Origin of the sequence: Calothrix sp. NIES-2100 (assembly GCF_963875285.1) — a bacterium.
GTDB lineage: Bacteria > Cyanobacteriota > Cyanobacteriia > Cyanobacteriales > Nostocaceae > Aulosira.
The window spans coordinates 5856018-5874119 of record NZ_CAWNLA010000001.1 but is presented as its reverse complement, the minus strand read 5'-3'; the positions used below and the strand labels follow the sequence as shown (position 1 = coordinate 5874119).

11 protein-coding genes and 1 tRNA gene are annotated in these 18102 nt (G+C 41.0%); 10 read left to right on the top strand and 2 right to left on the bottom strand.

What is annotated here, in order from left to right; translation table 11 throughout:
* Nucleotides 1-83 precede the first annotated feature (83 nt).
* The 7 genes from AACU32_RS23850 (at nucleotide 84) to ftsH2 (ending at nucleotide 9586) form a co-directional block, all read left to right on the top strand.
* Nucleotides 84-305 carry a hypothetical protein gene (locus AACU32_RS23850; protein ID WP_096603700.1) on the top strand — a complete coding sequence of 74 codons (222 nt, stop codon included), beginning with the start codon at nucleotides 84-86 and terminating at the stop codon, nucleotides 303-305.
* 513 nt (nucleotides 306-818) lie between these two features.
* Nucleotides 819-2435, top strand: coding sequence for a serine/threonine protein kinase (locus AACU32_RS23845; protein WP_096603699.1), 1617 nt, complete (start codon nucleotides 819-821; stop codon nucleotides 2433-2435).
* A gap of 85 nt (nucleotides 2436-2520) precedes the next feature.
* Nucleotides 2521-4065: a serine/threonine protein kinase gene (locus AACU32_RS23840; protein ID WP_096603698.1), complete on the top strand. Its 1545-nt coding sequence runs from the start codon at nucleotides 2521-2523 to the stop codon at nucleotides 4063-4065.
* Nucleotides 4066-4325: 260 nt separating this feature from the next.
* Nucleotides 4326-4399 (top strand) — tRNA-Asp (locus AACU32_RS23835).
* 134 nt (nucleotides 4400-4533) lie between these two features.
* Entirely contained in the window at nucleotides 4534-5979 is a 1446-nt protein-coding gene (gene gltX, locus AACU32_RS23830) for a glutamate--tRNA ligase (protein ID WP_096603696.1), read from the top strand.
* Between the two features lie 518 nt (nucleotides 5980-6497).
* Complete coding sequence (locus AACU32_RS23825) at nucleotides 6498-6992, top strand: hypothetical protein (RefSeq protein WP_096603695.1); 495 nt, start codon at nucleotides 6498-6500, stop codon at nucleotides 6990-6992.
* Nucleotides 6993-7699: 707 nt separating this feature from the next.
* Nucleotides 7700-9586, top strand: coding sequence for an ATP-dependent zinc metalloprotease FtsH2 (gene ftsH2 / locus AACU32_RS23820; protein ID WP_096603694.1), 1887 nt, complete (start codon nucleotides 7700-7702; stop codon nucleotides 9584-9586).
* A 547-nt stretch (nucleotides 9587-10133) separates the two neighbouring features.
* Here ftsH2 and AACU32_RS23815 read toward each other — a convergent pair.
* Entirely contained in the window at nucleotides 10134-11705 is a 1572-nt protein-coding gene (locus AACU32_RS23815) for a WG repeat-containing protein (RefSeq protein ID WP_096603693.1), read from the bottom strand.
* Between the two features lie 404 nt (nucleotides 11706-12109).
* On the opposite strand from AACU32_RS23815, the gene recR reads away from it, so the two are divergent.
* Nucleotides 12110-12667, top strand: a complete 558-nt coding sequence (recR, locus tag AACU32_RS23810; protein WP_242045537.1) for a recombination mediator RecR — start codon at nucleotides 12110-12112, stop codon at nucleotides 12665-12667.
* A gap of 171 nt (nucleotides 12668-12838) precedes the next feature.
* Here the strand turns inward: recR and AACU32_RS23805 are convergent, their stop codons facing one another.
* Nucleotides 12839-14251, bottom strand: a complete 1413-nt coding sequence (locus AACU32_RS23805; protein ID WP_096603691.1) for a sensor histidine kinase — start codon at nucleotides 14249-14251, stop codon at nucleotides 12839-12841.
* Between the two features lie 584 nt (nucleotides 14252-14835).
* On the opposite strand from AACU32_RS23805, the gene AACU32_RS23800 reads away from it, so the two are divergent.
* Together AACU32_RS23800 and AACU32_RS23795 are read left to right on the top strand one after the other, a co-directional pair.
* Nucleotides 14836-15276, top strand: a complete 441-nt coding sequence (locus tag AACU32_RS23800; protein ID WP_096603690.1) for a BON domain-containing protein — start codon at nucleotides 14836-14838, stop codon at nucleotides 15274-15276.
* A gap of 915 nt (nucleotides 15277-16191) precedes the next feature.
* Nucleotides 16192-17931 carry a calcium-binding protein gene (locus AACU32_RS23795; protein WP_096603689.1) on the top strand — a complete coding sequence of 580 codons (1740 nt, stop codon included), beginning with the start codon at nucleotides 16192-16194 and terminating at the stop codon, nucleotides 17929-17931.
* Nucleotides 17932-18102 lie beyond the last annotated feature (171 nt).

Here is an 18102-nt window from a genome sequence, read left to right as displayed (position 1 = left end):
ACGACAACCCTAACACATATAATTTTTTGTAAGCGTAAAGCTCAATGCTTATACATGTATAAATTAATTTAGGAGTAATTACAATGAAATGGATGAAAAACGATGACAATTCCTACAGATTTGAATCACCAGCTATAGAGGCGACAATCTACTGGGATAACGGAGGATGGATCATCAAAATCATCAGCGCTAATGAGAAAGTTCTCACACCCCAGTCTAAAAGTTTAGAACAGGTCAAGAAATACGCTGAAAACGCAATTAGAATCATCATTACTGAGACCTTGCAAGCAATAGATGATTTTTAAAATTAAGCGTGACAGAGAAAAATACCCAGATTTAACCAAAAGCCCCTATTAGACGGCGGCTTTGAAAACACGCCCTAGTACACCGGGCGCGTCAATAAACATACCATTCCAAATGGCGCAAAAGCCGAGAATATAAATCTTTTAACTTTTGACTTTTGATTTTTGATTTTTGACTTACTCGGCAAGCGATAGTAGTCCCCTACACCCGTGTTTCTTGAACGGATTTGGCTAATTTACGTATATTTACTGATAATATTAGACAAATATATCTGCCCGTTGTGCGGATTCAGTGAAATCTCCCATACGTTTTAGATGGTAAATATGTTACACAATGTTTAAGAACTGTTACTGTCTATGTTTCCGTAATTTTATTAAAAATTCATCAATAATTGTAGTAACTTTTACTTCAAAAGATGAATTCTATAACATTATTGATATTGTTTATAGATACAATAAAGTTTTAAAGAAAGTTATTTTAATAATTTTCTAATTTTATTATTAAAAAATAATTTTATGGTGCAGAACCCAATTCCAAATCTAGCTAACTCCAAGACTGAATTAGATATTTATATTGGAAAATTTTTAAATAATCGTTATTTAATTAGAGATTTAATTGGCAAAGGAGGAATGGGTAGAGTTTACCTAGCAGAAGATGTTGCCAAAGGTGGGATGGCAGTTGCAGTAAAAATACTATCACTTAGTCTGGGAAGTCAGCAAATATCCCAACGCTTTGCTAGAGAAATTTTTATTGGCGCTCAATTGGGACGTAAAAGTAAAAATATTGTCCGAGTATTTAGTTATGGTGTCACCGAGGAAAATATTCCCTATTATGTAATGGAATATCTTCAAGGTAAAAATCTCAAACGTATCCTCAAAAATCAAACATTAACTGTAACAAAAATTTTAGACATTTGTTATCAAATTTGTTTGGGATTACAGTGCGCTCATCAAGGTATCATCCTTAAAGGTGAGAACTATCCTGTTGTTCATAGAGATATCAAACCGGAAAATATTTTCCTAATTGAAGATCTTAAAAAAGAGAATGTAGTTAAGATTCTTGATTTTGGTATTGCTAAATTTTTAACAGAGCGCAGTGGGATGACTCTCACTGATTCCTTTATAGGTAGTTTACCTTACTGTTCTCCAGAACACATGGAAGGTCGCAAACTATTGGATGTGCGTTCTGATATCTATAGTTTAGGCATACTTATGTTTGAAATGCTGGCTGGGAAACATCCATTTCAAACAACAAGTAACTCTTTTGGTACTTGGTATCAAGCTCATCACTTTCAAACTCCACCTGCGTTTACAGAAATAAATCCGCAATTAGTAATACCGCAAAAATTACAAAAATTGGTGATGAGTTGTTTAGCCAAAGAAGTAGGCGATCGCCCGCAAAATATTAAAGAAGTAATATCAACTTTAGAACAAGTAAAATCGCAAATAGATAATGCGGATAAAATTAAAAATAATGGTCAGTTAGCAGCTTCTACATTACAAATAGTACCTGTAACCTCATTATCAGAGAAAGAGTGCTTCCAAAAAACCTGGCCTAAGAATAGACCAATTGCACCGATTGGTTTCCCTTATTTATTACATACATTGCAAGGGACTATACCAACTTTCTGGGCAATGTTACCCCAACAAGAAATTTCCAAATTTGCCGACAGTAAACATGGCACTGAATTCATTGCTAAGATGAATATATATCCAATGATATTATGGGTAACATTACTCTATAATGCCAAAATATCTCAACCGAAGTGGCTATCTTGCTTTTTGGATATGAATGATATCCGAGGGCAAAAAATAGTGCGGAGTTTGGCAGAAGCAGGCTACTATCATTTACTATTTTTTTCTTTAGAAGAACCACATAATTGCCAACAGGTAATGACATTAACTCTTAATGCTGTCCAGCGTCAACAGCTAACAGATTGGTTAGCAATGAATCAAGATTTTCAAGAGTTTATTTCTACAAAACAAGCAAAAATTATTTTGAAAGCCGAGTATGAAAGACTAAAAGCCGGCATCATCCGCAAATTAGTAGCAATTCCAGAAAATAAAGAAATAGGTTTAAAACCTTGTGTGGTAAAACTATATGATTACTTGTTAAGTAAATTGCTCAGATGAAGCTGAATGAGAAATGCTACGTTTAATTTGATATTTAGAAATTTAAAAATCCGTTAAAATTCGGGAGGATTTAGAGGTTGTAAAAGTGGATAAAAGCTCCTTTGCATCTCCAAAAAATACAGGTTTACTGGCCAATCGTTATCAAGTGATAAAGTTAATTGGCAATGGAGGCATGGGCAAAGTGTTTCTAGCACATGATATGTTGCTAGGAGGAACACCAGTTGCAATCAAATTCCTGGCGCACACTCTTGACGAAGCGAAGATGCAAAAGGATTTTGTCAGAGAAGCATTGATGAGTGCAGCTTTGAGTCAAAAAAGTATACATATAGTTAGGGCATATGATTATGGCGTAAGTGAAAAAGGTCACCCCTTTTACGTCATGGAATATTTATCAGGAAAATCCTTAAAAGAATTAATTCCTGTGAATGTGCCAATGTTTATGACTTTGATACGTCAGATTTGTTTGGGCTTACAATGTGCCCATCAAGGTATAAACATTGATGGCAATATTTATCCGCTAATTCATAAAGATATCAAGCCAGCTAATATATTAGTTATTCCCGATCCGATATTGGGTCAGTTAGTAAAAATCCTAGATTTTGGCATTGCTAAATTTTTAAATTATGCCGTAACTAACAGTACAAATAAGGGAGTTCACGGCACATTGCCTTATTGTTCACCAGAACAGCTAGAGGGAGAAAAATTAGATAGCCGCTCTGATATTTATAGCCTAGGGGTGATGATGTTTGAAATGCTAACAGGTGAAAAACCTTGGCAACCAGAAACAGATCACTTTGGTGCTTGGTATAAAGCACATCACTTTCAAGCACCAAGAGCGATCGCCCAAGTCAAGCCTGATTTGGAATTACCAAGAGAATTAAATGACTTAGTAATGGCTTGTTTGGCAAAAAAAGCCAGCGATCGCCCTCAAAACATGGCGCAACTGCTGCAAGTCTTGGAGAATATCGAGCGATCGCATTATCTGGGCTTACCGTCAACTATCCACAGAGCGCAAGTACCCAGTAATCGCCCACCAGAATCGCCCAATAACTCTGAGTTACCTATAGCTGTAGAACAAGCCTGCTGGAAACTTACCTGGCCTGAGAAAAAACCAATTCAAGAAATTGTCTTTCCCCAACTTCTAAATACTGAACAAGGCTCTGTAGCATCACTGTGGCTGATGTTGTCCACACCAGAAATCAAAAAATATACTCGTTCTTTACGTTATAACAAGTTTTTGTTCATCAGTTCCCCTCATCCCATGCTACTGTGGCTGACTGTCTTATATAATCGGATACTTACCCCTAAGTGGCTACCTTGCTACTTAGATATGCAAAACCCGGAAAATCATCGCTTGGTAACTTCCTTAGCAAAAAATGAACGTTACCCTTTGATTTTATTTAGTCTTGAACCGCCTCATTCTTGTATCAGCGTAATCAGCAGTTACATTGATCCCACTGAGCGGCAACTCTTGAACACTTGGGTAAAACAGAGTCAAAGCTTACCACATTCTTCTCAAGCCCAGTTGGGCAAAAGCATATTAAAGCAACAGTATAAGCAAATGCAATCCCAGATCCAGCAGCATCTAGCATCACAGCTACAGGCTGTAGTATCAAGTGTTTCGGGATGAGGGGCAGGGGGGCAGGGGAGCAGGGGGGACAAGGGGGACAAGGGGGACAAGGGAGACAAGGGAGTTTTCTTCCCCATCTCCCCTCTCCCCCCCCATCCACCCCCAATCCCCAGAGGGAGATCCGAGTCCCCCATCTCTTCGCCATGCCCAATGCCCAATGCCCCATGCCCAATACCTGCTAAAAATTTTTCTCTTTGAGATACTTGACAACCCCAAAAAAAAGGTAAATAATAACAAAGTTGCCAAGTGAAGGCAATCAAGGGACTGTAGTTCAATTGGTTAGAGCACCGCCCTGTCACGGCGGAAGTTGCGGGTTCGAGCCCCGTCAGTCCCGTTAAAGTAGATGAGTAAGAGTCCTGAGTAGATCCGGGTTAGGTAAATTGATTTTCAAAGTCTACCCTATTTAGCGATCGCCCAAAACTCAGCACTTGTTATAGTGATCATGCTTTGAGAAAGAGAGAAAGAACTGTGACAGTTAGAGTTCGTATTGCTCCCAGTCCCACGGGAAACTTACATATTGGTACAGCTAGAACGGCTGTATTTAACTGGTTATTTGCCCGTCACCACGGTGGGACATTTATTTTGCGCATTGAAGACACAGACCTAGAGCGATCGCGTCCCGAATACACCGAAAATATTCTGTCAGGACTGCGCTGGTTAGGTCTGAACTGGGATGAGGGGCCATTTTTTCAATCTCAACGCCTGGATCTCTATAAACAAGCAGTAGAAAAGCTGTTGGAGCAAGGGTTAGCTTATCGCTGTTATACCACTTCTGAAGAACTAGAAGCTTTACGGGAAGCGCAAAAAGCTAAAGGGGAAGCACCGCGTTATGATAACCGTCACCGCAATCTTACCCCAGAACAAGAAGCGGCTTTCAAAGCTGAGGGGCGTAGCTTTGTGATTCGCTTCAAAATCGAAGATGAGCGCGAGATTATATGGCATGACTTAGTCAGAGGTAAAATGTCTTGGCGAGGTAGCGATTTAGGTGGTGATATGGTGATCGCCCGCGCTTCCGAAGCAGGTGTTGGTCAACCACTGTACAACTTTGTTGTTGTGGTTGATGACATAGATATGCAAATCACCCATATCATCCGGGGTGAAGACCACATAGCCAATACAGCTAAGCAAATTCTCTTGTACGAAGCTTTGGGGGCAAAAATCCCAGAATTTGCCCACTCACCGCTAATTTTGAATATGGAAGGGCGCAAACTATCTAAGAGAGATGGCGTGACTTCGATTTCCGACTTTCAAAAATTAGGCTTTACTTCTGAAGGTTTAGTTAATTACATGACTTTGTTGGGTTGGTCTCCACCAGACTCCACTCAGGAAATATTTACCTTAGAAACAGCAGCCAAAGAATTCAGCTTTGAGCGTGTTAATAAAGCAGGTGCAAAGTTTGATTGGGCAAAATTAGATTGGTTAAACAGTCAGTACATCCACAGTACCCCAGTAGACAAGCTGACAGATTTACTCATCCCTTATTGGGAAGAAGCAGGCTTTAAATTTGATAGTGGACGAGATCGCCCTTGGTTAGAAAAACTAGTAGCTTTAATTGGCCCTAGCTTAACTCGCCTCAAAGATGCGGTAGAGCAGAGCCAACTGTTTTTTAACGATACAGTAGAATTTAGCGAAGAAGCAGTGAAACAATTGCAGCAAGAAGGTTCTGCGGCTGCGCTCCAAAATATTCTCACAGCTTTAGAAAATCAAGCGCAATTAGAGGAAGCCAGCGCTCAGGAAATTATTAAGCAGGTGGTAAAAGCGCAAAATGTCAAGAAAGGATTAGTAATGCGATCGCTCCGATCTGGCTTAACTGGAGATGTTCATGGCCCTGACCTGATTCAATCTTGGTTACTACTCAACCAAATTGGTTTAGATCGATCACGCTTAAGTAAAGCTATAGCAGCTGGTAGTTAGCTTCAATAGTTTATCGCATTAATTTTGAGGCAAGAATCAATTCGTAGTCAGGATTTTAGTCCTGAATTATAAAGCACTAAAGTACTGACTACGAACCTATCAAATCTTTTGGGACAGACTAAAAGTCTTTGGAAATATTTTAGATTTTGAGAGGCGTACCTAGGTGCGCCTCTGTTGATAATAAGAGCAAGCAGAACAATTGTGGCAAATTGGCGACTGGAGATGAGGGAAACTGTTGAGTGTTGACCGTTGACTGTTGACTGTTGACTAGACTTCTTGCGGAAGTGGGAAAAAGGTTAAGGCGTAAAGGGCAAATGGGTAAGAAAAAAGCTTTTCCCTTGCACCTTTTCCCTTTCCCCTCTTTTGGAAAAATAGTTTTGCAAAAGGTCTACCTGTTGACAAATGACAACTGACAACTGACAACTGACAACTGACAACCTAGTTAATTCTTCTATTTTTGGGAACTTGATGTGTAAAATTAATGTCTTAATCTCCACTTAGATAACCATGTAATTAAAATGCCGAAAAGAGCGTTCAATAAAGGGATAAGATTATCGTTGTTGATATTTACACTCATCGTCACATCGACAACTAACACCAGAGCGGATACTCAACAAACGCCACCCATATTTGCAGATGTCAATATTGGCAAGAATTTTTCTCCAGATCCCTTTACTGTTCGGGGTATGAGTGGCGGATCAGTCTCTGGGAATCAAGTGGCGAAGCGACCAGACACTCCCACTGGCCCCTGTACTGGATTTGTGGATGAAACACCAGACCATAAATTGGAATTAACTAGTAAATTTGACTACTTGAAGCTGCAAGTACAAAGTCCTGAAGATACTACGATCATCATCAAGGGGCCTGGTGGTACATGGTGCAATGACGAGTTTGATGGTAAAAATCCTGGCATGGTTGGTGAATGGCTTCCAGGAACTTACCAGATTTGGGTTGGTTCCTATGTTAAAGGCCAGTATTTTCCTTACACTCTCCAAATTACAGAAGTGAAATAAGGGCATGAGGCATTGGGCATCGCTTTGGCTTCGCGATAATCGAGTTTTGGCTTCGCGGTAGTTGAGCGTTCGCGTAGCGTCTCGCAGAGAAGTCGAAACTACCGCGAAGTCGAGATTGAGTCCAAGTGGTCATGGGTCATGGATTAGGGATTTTTTTGCTTGGTTGTAGGCGCGATGTTTGTCACTTCAAATACATCAACCTCAGCGAGAGGATTTCAGCATCCAAAATCGGGCATCCACAATAGGATAGAGGAGTAGAGAAACGCCAATGATTCAGGAAGCAGGCTTTGAGAATGCTTCCTCATCTTGACTTTTCTCAATTCTGGTTGCTTTTGTGGTGTAATATTGTATTAAAATTAAGTTAACTTTAATTAAGATTCGTGTTGTCGTTAGGGATTTGCTGTAATGACCTTAGAGCTGCCATAGCGATGCACGCAAAACATCAGAATTAAGCAAAATGGATTGATCAAGATCCGTTTCACAGCGAATTAGCAACCAATAAAGGATGGATGATGACAAAAAGTTTTGAATTCCCAGATTAAAAGCCCTTTGGGCAGTGTCACCAAACGGTAGCGCTGCTTGCAGGGTAAGTTAGGTTGAAAAATTTTATAGTTTTTACTCCACTCTCATCCTGAAATGAAAAGGATGATTGCATCATTTGGTTGCTACAGCTGATGAGTTTTATTGGCATCTAGAGGCAGATAAAGATGAAATTTTCTTGGAAAGTCCTACTACTTTGGACATTGCCTGCTTTGGTAATTGGCTTTTTCTTTTGGCAAGGGGCATTTGCTAGTGCGCCGGCTGATATGACGAAAAATGCTGCCAATACCCGCATGACTTATGGTCGCTTTCTGGAATATTTGGACGCTAATCGCGTCAGTAGTGTAGATCTTTACGAAGGCGGCAGAACAGCAATTGTCGAAGCCGTGGATCAAGACATCGAAAATCGTGTCCAACGGTGGCGGGTAGATTTACCTGTGAACGCGCCTGAGTTAATCAGCAAGCTGAAGGAAAAAGGAATTAGTTTTGATGCCCATCCGATGCGCAATGATGGTGCTATCTGGGGTTTGTTGGGCAATTTAGTTTTCCCAATTTTATTGATTACCGGATTGTTCTTTTTGTTCCGTCGCTCTAGCAACCTTCCAGGGGGCCCCGGTCAAGCGATGAACTTTGGCAAATCTAAAGCGCGTTTTCAAATGGAAGCCAAAACCGGGGTGAAATTTGACGACGTAGCAGGTATTGAAGAAGCTAAAGAGGAACTACAAGAAGTTGTCACCTTCCTCAAACAGCCAGAAAGATTTACTGCTGTAGGTGCGCGCATTCCTAAAGGTGTGCTGCTAGTAGGGCCTCCCGGAACTGGTAAAACTTTACTAGCAAAAGCGATCGCCGGGGAAGCTGGTGTACCTTTCTTCAGTATTTCCGGTTCGGAATTCGTGGAAATGTTCGTAGGTGTGGGTGCGTCCCGTGTCCGCGATTTGTTCAAAAAAGCCAAAGACAACGCTCCTTGTATCATCTTTATCGATGAAATTGACGCTGTAGGTAGACAGCGGGGTGCTGGTATCGGTGGTGGTAACGACGAAAGAGAGCAAACTCTCAACCAACTACTGACCGAAATGGATGGTTTTGAAGGTAACACAGGCATCATTATTATTGCTGCCACCAACCGTCCCGACGTATTAGACTCAGCATTGTTACGTCCCGGACGCTTTGACCGCCAAGTAACCGTGGATGCACCAGACATCAAAGGACGTTTGGAAATCTTACAAGTCCACGCCCGGAATAAGAAATTAGACCCCAGTGTATCCTTAGATGCGATCGCACGCCGCACTCCTGGATTTACTGGTGCAGATTTAGCTAACTTGCTCAACGAAGCTGCAATTCTCACCGCCAGAAGACGCAAAGAAGGAATTACCCTCAGCGAAATTGATGATGCTGTGGATCGGGTAGTTGCAGGGATGGAAGGTACTCCCTTAGTTGACAGCAAGAGCAAGCGCTTAATTGCTTACCACGAAATCGGACACGCCTTAGTGGGAACACTGTTAAAAGACCATGACCCAGTACAAAAAGTCACCCTCATTCCTCGTGGACAAGCACAGGGTTTAACTTGGTTTACTCCCAACGAAGAACAGGGTTTAATTTCCCGTTCTCAACTAAAAGCGCGGATTACTGGTGCTTTAGGTGGACGCGCCGCCGAAGAAGTAATTTTTGGCGCTGCTGAAGTTACCACTGGTGCTGGTGGCGACTTACAACAGTTGTCGGGAATGGCGAGACAAATGGTCACCCGGTTTGGGATGTCAGATTTAGGCCCCTTGTCCTTGGAAAGCCAACAGGGTGAAGTGTTCTTAGGCCGTGACTGGACAACCAGATCTGAGTATTCTGAATCTATTGCATCTCGGATTGATGGTCAAGTCAGAGCGATCGTCGAAGACTGTTATCAAACAGCCAAGAAAATTATTCGTGACAATCGTAGCGTCACCGATCGCTTAGTCGATCTACTCATTGAAAAAGAAACCATTGACGGCGCTGAATTCCGTCAAATTGTGGCTGAATACACCGACGTACCTGAGAAACCTCAGTATGCGCCACAGCTATAATCACTGATTGAAAATTTGTGAAATCGATGGGTATGGTGTTCCATACCCATTTTTATTTTGTTGTCCAAATTACTTTTAAATTGCCCAACCCGCATTTCTCGCAAGCAGTAGGGGCGGGTTTACAGATATGATAAATCATTCTTGAAAATATCGCTGAACCCGCCCCTACAAACTCTGGATCAAGGGAAAGTCATTTGTGTCGTTACTAAAGTTTTCATGTATTTAGACCACAATGAAAAGACCTAACCTCCAGCCTCTTCCCTACTAGCCTTGGGGAGAAAATCAAAGCCTCTCTCCTCTTAGAGGATGCTTGAAAAGTATTGTTTATTACCCAAAAACTTTGGAAACCTAACCCCCCAGCCCCCCTTCCCTGCGAGGGAATGGGGGTTTCAAAGCCTCTCTCCTTCCAGGAGAGAAGTTTGGAGAGAGGTCTTAAGTAAAATTTGCCATTTTCCAAACAACCTCTTAGGAGAGAGGTTTGTTTGTGGTTTATTTACCTGAAAATTGCTGTAATTACGAATTACGAATTACGAATTATTTTAAGATGTTATTTTGCTTTAGCAACATAACCCCATTTACCGATAAAATTTTGTGAATTCAATTGACCACCTACAAATACCCCAGCTAAACCTTCCGAAAAAGCATCAACATTCGCAAAATAGCGGGGTTTAATTAACAAATTACCATTGAAATTAATATAACTCTGTTTCTCACCAATGCTAACCCAGGCAACACCATCATGAAATTCTGATACTGAATCAAATTTATTTTGCAGAACAAATTTACCATTTGTATCAATAAACTGTCTTTTATCATTTATAGATACTACTGCTAAACCTTCAGAAAAATTTGAGGCATAGGGAAATATTATAGGAAATGCCTTTTTGCCAGTTTTATTAATAAAAACATAACCACCGTTGACTGGAAATCTTGCCAATCCATCATAAAAAGGGCTGCTGACATCTACTGTATCTAATTTCTCTACATCAGTAAATTTACCTGATTTATCAATAAAACCAAAAACTGAACCTGTTGAAGCAAATGCTACACCATTAGAAAAAGCATCAGCCCAGAAAAATTGCGGCTTAATGATAAATTTAGCATTTTTATCAATAAAACCAACTTTTTCTTCATAGCCAACTGCTGCTAAACCTTCAGAGAAATTTGCAAAACCGAATAAACCTCTTGGAGAATCAAATTGGGGTTTAATGACAATTTTACCTGTGGTATTAATATAGCCTATCTTGCCATCAACTATAATCGCGGCTAAATCTTCATAAAAAGGAAAAGCCTTATCGAAATTTTGTGCGATCGCTATTTTACCTGTCTTGTCTATATAGCGATACTTACCGCCAATAGTTACTAATCCTAACCCATAAGAAAACGGATAATGCTCATAATATTGCGGGGCTATAATTATTTTTCCAGTTTTATCGATTACACCCCATTTATTGCCAATTTGCACCCAAGCTACACCATCAGAAAAAGGTTCTACTGCATCAAACTGCGGCTGAATTTTAAATATATCGCTGCCAACTACATATTTTGATGGCACTAAATTCCACATAACCAAAGCTTGACAAATTAAAGCCGCAAATTCGCCTCTAGTAATTGATTGATTGGGACGTAGCCTTCTAACATTCGGATAATTGACAGCGAGAAAGTTTTGACAAGCAGTTGCGATTGCGGCTTTAGCATAATCAGGAATTTCTTTCGCATCATCTAAATATTCTGCCAGAATTGCATCAGGGCTTTGCACTAACTTAAAATTTACCCCTTTTACCAAAATAGTTATTGCTTGCACCCTTGGTAATAATTCATTGGGTTTAAAAGTGCCATCAGGATAACCTTGGAAAAATTCTCTAGCACTAGCAAATTCAATTGCTTGTTCTGCCCAGAAATTCGGTGAAACATCCGAAAATTTAATCGGATTTCGCCTTGCAGGTAGAGTAGAAAAAGCGTTCATTAAAATGGCCGCAGCTTCAGCACGAGTAATTGTCTTTTCTGGGAGAAATGTACCATTGGGATAGCCGTTAATCACTTCGCGCTTTGCTAATTCTCTGATACATTTTTCTGCCCAATGGCTTTGAATATCACTAAAATTGAGAAAATTTGACATATCTTAATAATCTCCCAATATATTAATTTAAGTAGAAGATTCCATTCAAAAAATACCCTACTGATAGGATATTTAAGTAAAAAATACAACTATGGCAATATAAATATATGGGAATTAGGCGATGTCTACGACAAGCCCTACCCTTCGGGAACGACTTCGTCGAACGGGTTCGAGGGTGACGCTCCTAACGTCGCTAACGCTACGCGCTTCGCAATCGACGGGAACCGCCCGCCGAAGGATGCCAGAAGGGCTGTAGATTGCGACCCCCTCACCGCTATGCATCTACGCAATTCGGGCAATTATCCATCCAAAATTTTGTAACAATGTCATCATAGTTAAGGTAAAAACATTCTGGAGATAAAGCCACGGTTTACGCACGTCCTTTAGCACGGTTAATTGAGCAATTGCAACGCCTACCGGGAGTGGGGCCTAAGTCAGCCCAGCGCTTGGCTTTGCATATTTTGAAGCGACCAGAAACAGAAGTAGAGGCTTTGGCACAAGCGCTGATTGATGCTAAAAAACAAGTGGGCTTGTGTTCTGTCTGCTTTCATTTATCTGCTGAACCAGTTTGTGAAATCTGCCGCAATCCTAACCGTGATATTAATACTATTTGTGTGGTAGCAGATTCCCGTGATGTGATTGCATTGGAAAAAACCCGTGAGTACAAAGGTAAGTATCACGTTTTGGGTGGGGTGATTTCGCCAATGGATGGTATTGGCCCAGAACAGTTGACTGTTCAAGCTTTAGTGCGCCGGGTGAGTCAACAAAAACCCCAGGAAGTTATTTTGGCTATTAGTCCCAGTGTGGAAGGGGAAACCACGACGCTATATATTGGTCAGCTATTGAAACCATTTACTAAGGTGACGCGGATTGCCTTTGGTTTGCCTGTGGGTGGGGATTTAGAGTACGCTGATGAGGTGACTTTGGCTAGGGCTTTGGAAGGGCGACGAGAGTTAGATTAGGGTAATTGCGGTTGAGGGGCGATCGCATTCCCTAGCAAGATCATCGTATCAATTCACAAGGCGTAGGCGCGGATTGGCTTGTCGTAGACATCGCATCAAGTAAAAATCAATAGCCTCAGATCCCCGACTTCTTAAAGAAGTCGGGGATCTACGCACCTTTGTAATTTTTCGTTACCATTGCTTCGCACTAACTTCCAATGGTAAGAAAATAGTCAACACTTCCCCATATTGCGGACGCTGACGCACAATCAGCTTGCCACCAATTGCTTGAAACAAATGCTTAGTTGCTGCAATGTTGAGACTAATTGTACCCGTTTCTGGTTGGAACATCAGCAATTGACCCAAAGCTTTGCGAATCGGTGGTGTTGGTGTTGTCGCTTTACTCCGATCTTCGCACTGGGGTTGGGGTGATAATTGTAACTTTAATTGATCTCCTGCCGGGATCACTTGAACTTGAATATGGCTACCAGCAGGTAAACTGCGGGTAAAATTTTCAATCAAATTAGTCAGTACCCGGTCTAACATCGTCGGATTACTGACAACAGTTGGTAGTTGTTGGGGTAAAACCACATCCAAAGTTAAATGCCGTCGATTTGCAGATTGTTGCCAACGTGGAATACTCTGCTGCAAGACTTGATCGAGAGACATTGGTGTTAGTTGGGTGTGAGCAGATTTTCCCAAGTTAGAAGTTTCTAATTCTGCGGCTTTAAATAGCAACTCCATCCGGTCAATTTGCTCAGTACACTCGTGGTCAATCACTTCTAAACGACTGATGACATTGGCAGGTAAATCTCGTCGTTTCAGCAGTAAGCGAGTCATCGTGCGAATGGTAGTCAACGGAGTCCGCACTTCATGGGCAAAAGCCTGGAGTAATTCTACATCGGGACGGGAAGAAGGTGTTGAAGGTTGGGAGACAGGAGGAGAAGCCGACGAGATACTCTCTTTATCTGGTTCGGGTGCTAATGCTTGCAGCAACAACTGGCTAAACTGCATAACAGTGCGGTAATCTGGAGCCACAGGTGCATATTTTTGTACTAATGCATCCAAATCAGTGCAAAAATCTGGGTTAGTCAGCATCACACGCGCCCCTAAAGCACGCCAAGCCTTTTCTACTACCTCTGGCTCAAAAGAAAATGAAAATGTTGTTTGGCTGTTGTGTTCTGCTAAAACTAATACTAATCTAAATTTATCTGTAAAAACTAAGCAAAATTTCTCTGTGCCTAGAGGATCGGCAGGCAGTAAAGGCAGCACTGATTCATGAAGCGCAGGTTCCTCTACCTTTTCCTCAGATGCGGGCATTTCAAATGGCATCAGCGCCAAAGGGTTAAAAGGCTTTGCCGTGAATGTTACCGTTTGTAAGCTTTGAGTTAGTGTTGCTGGGCTAAACAGGGGTGCTGGTGCAGCTAAAACTAATCCTTGGATGGCATCAGATGCAGCAGTTGCTAAAGTATTGATGAGCAATTGTTCAGTTGCTGCTAAGCTAATGCGCCACTGCCACTCTGCTTTTGCTGATGAACATTCAGCCACGGTTGACTGACTTTCAGCTAAAATTTCCCTCAGACTTGGCAATATCCATTCGTACACAAGTTTTCACCCCTAGATTGAAGAGCAACTTACAGCGACTAAGTGAGGCATTTCACTACTTACTTACGAGGTTATAGTCATTTGCCTCCTGGTGACAGTCGTATAACCGAACAAGATAGGCGCAATTCCCCCTGTCATCTCGAAAATACAGGCGGGGGATGAGGAGGTAGCGCCTCTGCTCCGCTCGGCGACCTGGAGCAGAGGGGACAAATGACAACTGACAACTGACAAATCAGCAATTATCGATCGTTAAAATTTTCAAGGATGATGTGCCAAATTTCCGTAAATCTGATATCATCTAATGTCTGTTGAGACACTAATATAGCCTACCTTGAAAAAACCTATTTGGGGTTTGCGTTCAACCAAAAGAGAACTATCAAGTGCAGGCAAAGTCTGACTCATCAGTAGCCGTAACTGAAATGGAATCGATGCTTCTTTCATTGGCTCAAATATCCGTCCCTGAAGAAGTGCTCGAAATTTCAGAGTTCAATCACCTGTGTAATTTTAATTGTTTTTTAACATTCGCTCCTCAACATGACAGACAAATCAATTAATCGCTTCAAGTAATCAATTCGGAGATTGATATGAAAAAGCTCATCCCATTGTTAGTCAGCAGTATTCTAGTAATTGGTGCAGTTGGTTGCCAAGAGTCAAAAAATGCAGAAACTCCAAGCACCACCAATGAAGCCAGCCAACCAGCAAAAGAAGCATCTGCGAATACCAAAACCACTGCTAAAACTACCACTGAAACTGGCAAAACCGCAGTCAAAGAAACTGCTGCAAATACCAAAACCACTGCTAAAACTACTACTGATAGTACTGCTAAAAGTGCAATTCTCGGCAAGTTATCAGAAAAAATTCCTGGTAGCAAGTTAGTAGTTGAAGACAAAGATGGTGTTGTTACAGTCACCGGAACAGTTCCGACTCAGGCTGACATCAAGAAAATTGAACCTTTAGTGAAAGAACAAAAAGGTGTCAAGAGCGTTAAAGTAGAAGTAAAACCTGCATCTGCAAAAGCTCAATAGCAGCATATAATATATCCAATTAAGAGTTTGATAACTCTCAACAGGGCTTACCTTGGTGTAAGCCCTGTTTTTTTCTTTTTCTGTAGATAATGACAGGTGAAAAAAATAATTGTAGTTATACGATTTGGGATTTTGGATTGAGATTCGCCTTCTATCGTAACAAGATGTTTTCAAAACTATATTTGTTACCCAAAATATCTAATACTCCCTAGTGCATTGGAGCGGAAAGAGTCTCTTAAAGCCCCGTTTTAACGTGAATTCGACAAACCTCACTCAGCCAAACTCCCTTTCCTACAAGGAGAGAGGAGTAATGAAAAATTAGGCTTTTCGCTACCCTCTCCTAACAAGATAGGGGCTGGGGATGAGGTTAAAATAATGTGCATCGAACTCACGTCTTAATATCAAGGGGTTCGGTTGGGTAATATCAGAATTTTATGTGCTATAAGACACTTCTTAAACATCCTGTAAGGGCTTTATGAATTCATCTGTCAAAATCATTTTTCAAAATTAGAGGTGTCACAACCATAAAAAAACTAAATACTAGCCAAAATGGCTACACAAATTGGCTATACAGGTGTTTAATTTAGATTAGTTGATGATGTTACTCAGCGAATATAGCAAGCTCAAGTTTTCCCTAATAAAATAGGAGATAAAAATCCTTATTTAACAATAAATACCACATTTTTCGATTTTTACTGCTCATTTTTTCAGTTCCAATTTTGGGCAATTAATTGCGGTTCTACAAAATACATTTAGGACTCGAATTATAAATAAAATATTATTATAGGCTGTGTTTTTTATGGGGATTAGGTTTTAGGTGTTTGAGTTTTATATATAAAACCTTGATTTTAATACCGTCACATCAGGTGATAGGTAGAACCTTAATTGCGACCAAATATCAGGAGCAAATAAATCATGGCATCTCCAAATCTACTTCCAAATCTAGTTGAATTGTCTCCCGAAGACCAACAATTAGTCAACTCTGGGATAGAGACCCGAACTGAAAAATCTGATGCAACTTCGCTGAGCTCTAAGTCTGAGGAGGAGATAAAAAACTTACTTCCTGAACCACCACCATCGTCTCAAACAGTAGTTCCAAATGGTTCGGAATCAAAATTTACAAATGTTTCCATAACAGGTACAACTACTTCCGTAACAGGTGTAGTTGAATCCTACTCCACAGGTAAAACTCCAGTCAAATACCCATATTTCCGCCCCTTATACCTGATTGAAGGTACTTCTGAGTCTGACTATCTTACCGACACTCGCAATAACGATTTAATTTTAGCCAGAGGCGGAGATGACTACGTTATAGCTTGGCGTGGTGGTTCTGACCAAATTTACGGTGAGGAGGGAAATGATTTTCTCTTCGCTGGGGCTGGAGATGATTATGTGTATGGTGGTAACGGTAATGACCGTGTATATGGTAGTAGCGGCAATGACTTTCTGTATGGTGATTCTATCTACTATTATCCGCCATATTTAACGCTAGATACAGCTTCAGTAGCAAATACTGCTACTTTAGACACAACACAAGCATCTTTTGATAGTAGCTTGTCTAAACCTTACCCATCTGTTACCTGGGGCGACGACCGGATTTATGGTGGCACTGGCAACGACTATATTTATGGTGGCGGTGGCAATGACTATATTGAGGGTGGTAGTAATGACGACGTTATCTATGGCGACTCTGGAAACAACTACTCCTACTCTTATTTAAATGCTATCTCTCCCTATCCCTATACTGTGGGAGGGAACGATACAATAAAAGGCGGTAGCGGTAACGACATTATATACGGAGAAGATGCCAACGACAGTCTATATGGCGGTAGCGGTAACGACAGTATATATGGCGGTAGCGGCAACGACAATATATATGGCGAAAGCGGTAACGACTATCTTGACGGTGGCAGTAGTAAGGATCAAATTGATGGCGGTGACGGTAACGATACTATCGTAGGTAGTAATCAAACATTTTTTTGGTCGTACGTCGATACACCGATTTTAAACAGCACTGATACATCTGTAGCGGCAGTCGATACACCGATTGCAGGCAGCACTGGTATCTCTGTAGCGGCAGTTGCTGTATCGACAGGTAAGACTGCTAATATAACTGCAAAAGTCGTCAGCGCAGATAATCTGGAATTGGATTTAACGAAGAAGATTTTGCCAATAGAACCGCCAATTTCCGATTCTGATCAAGATGTTCTGACGGGAGGTAAAGGAGCAGATAAATTTGTCTTCTACGATGAGTATAGCGGAGTTGATGCGATCGCAGACTTTAACAGCAATGAAGGCGATCAGATTCAAGTTTCCCGTTCTGGCTTTAGTGACGGACTTTTTTATGCCGTTGGTGACGGATTTACGAAAGACATTGACAACGGATTGATTCAAGAAATTGGCAGCGGAGTTACTAAAGGTATTGGCAGCGGATTTACTAAAGGTGTTGCTAGCGGACTTACTCTAGGCATACTCAAAGAAGAGCAATTCACCCTCGGAACATCAGCCTCTGATGCTAGTGACCGATTTATTTATAACAACAAAACAGGTGATTTGTTCTTTGATCGTGATGGTAACGGCAGTCAAAAACAAGTACAGTTTGCCCAATTATCTGGTGCGCCAAATCTTACATACAAAGACATTTTCATTATTTAGGCATTCGGGGTTTGGATTCTGATATCTTGCAGAGAATTTTGACCAAGAAACGCTCCAGGTTAGAAGGCAGGAGGCAGAAGGAAACCATTTTCAAAAAAAGCAATTCCTGATGATTTTAATGAGGGAATAGAGGGATGAAGAGTAATCCCTTTCAGGTTTACCCCTGGAAAA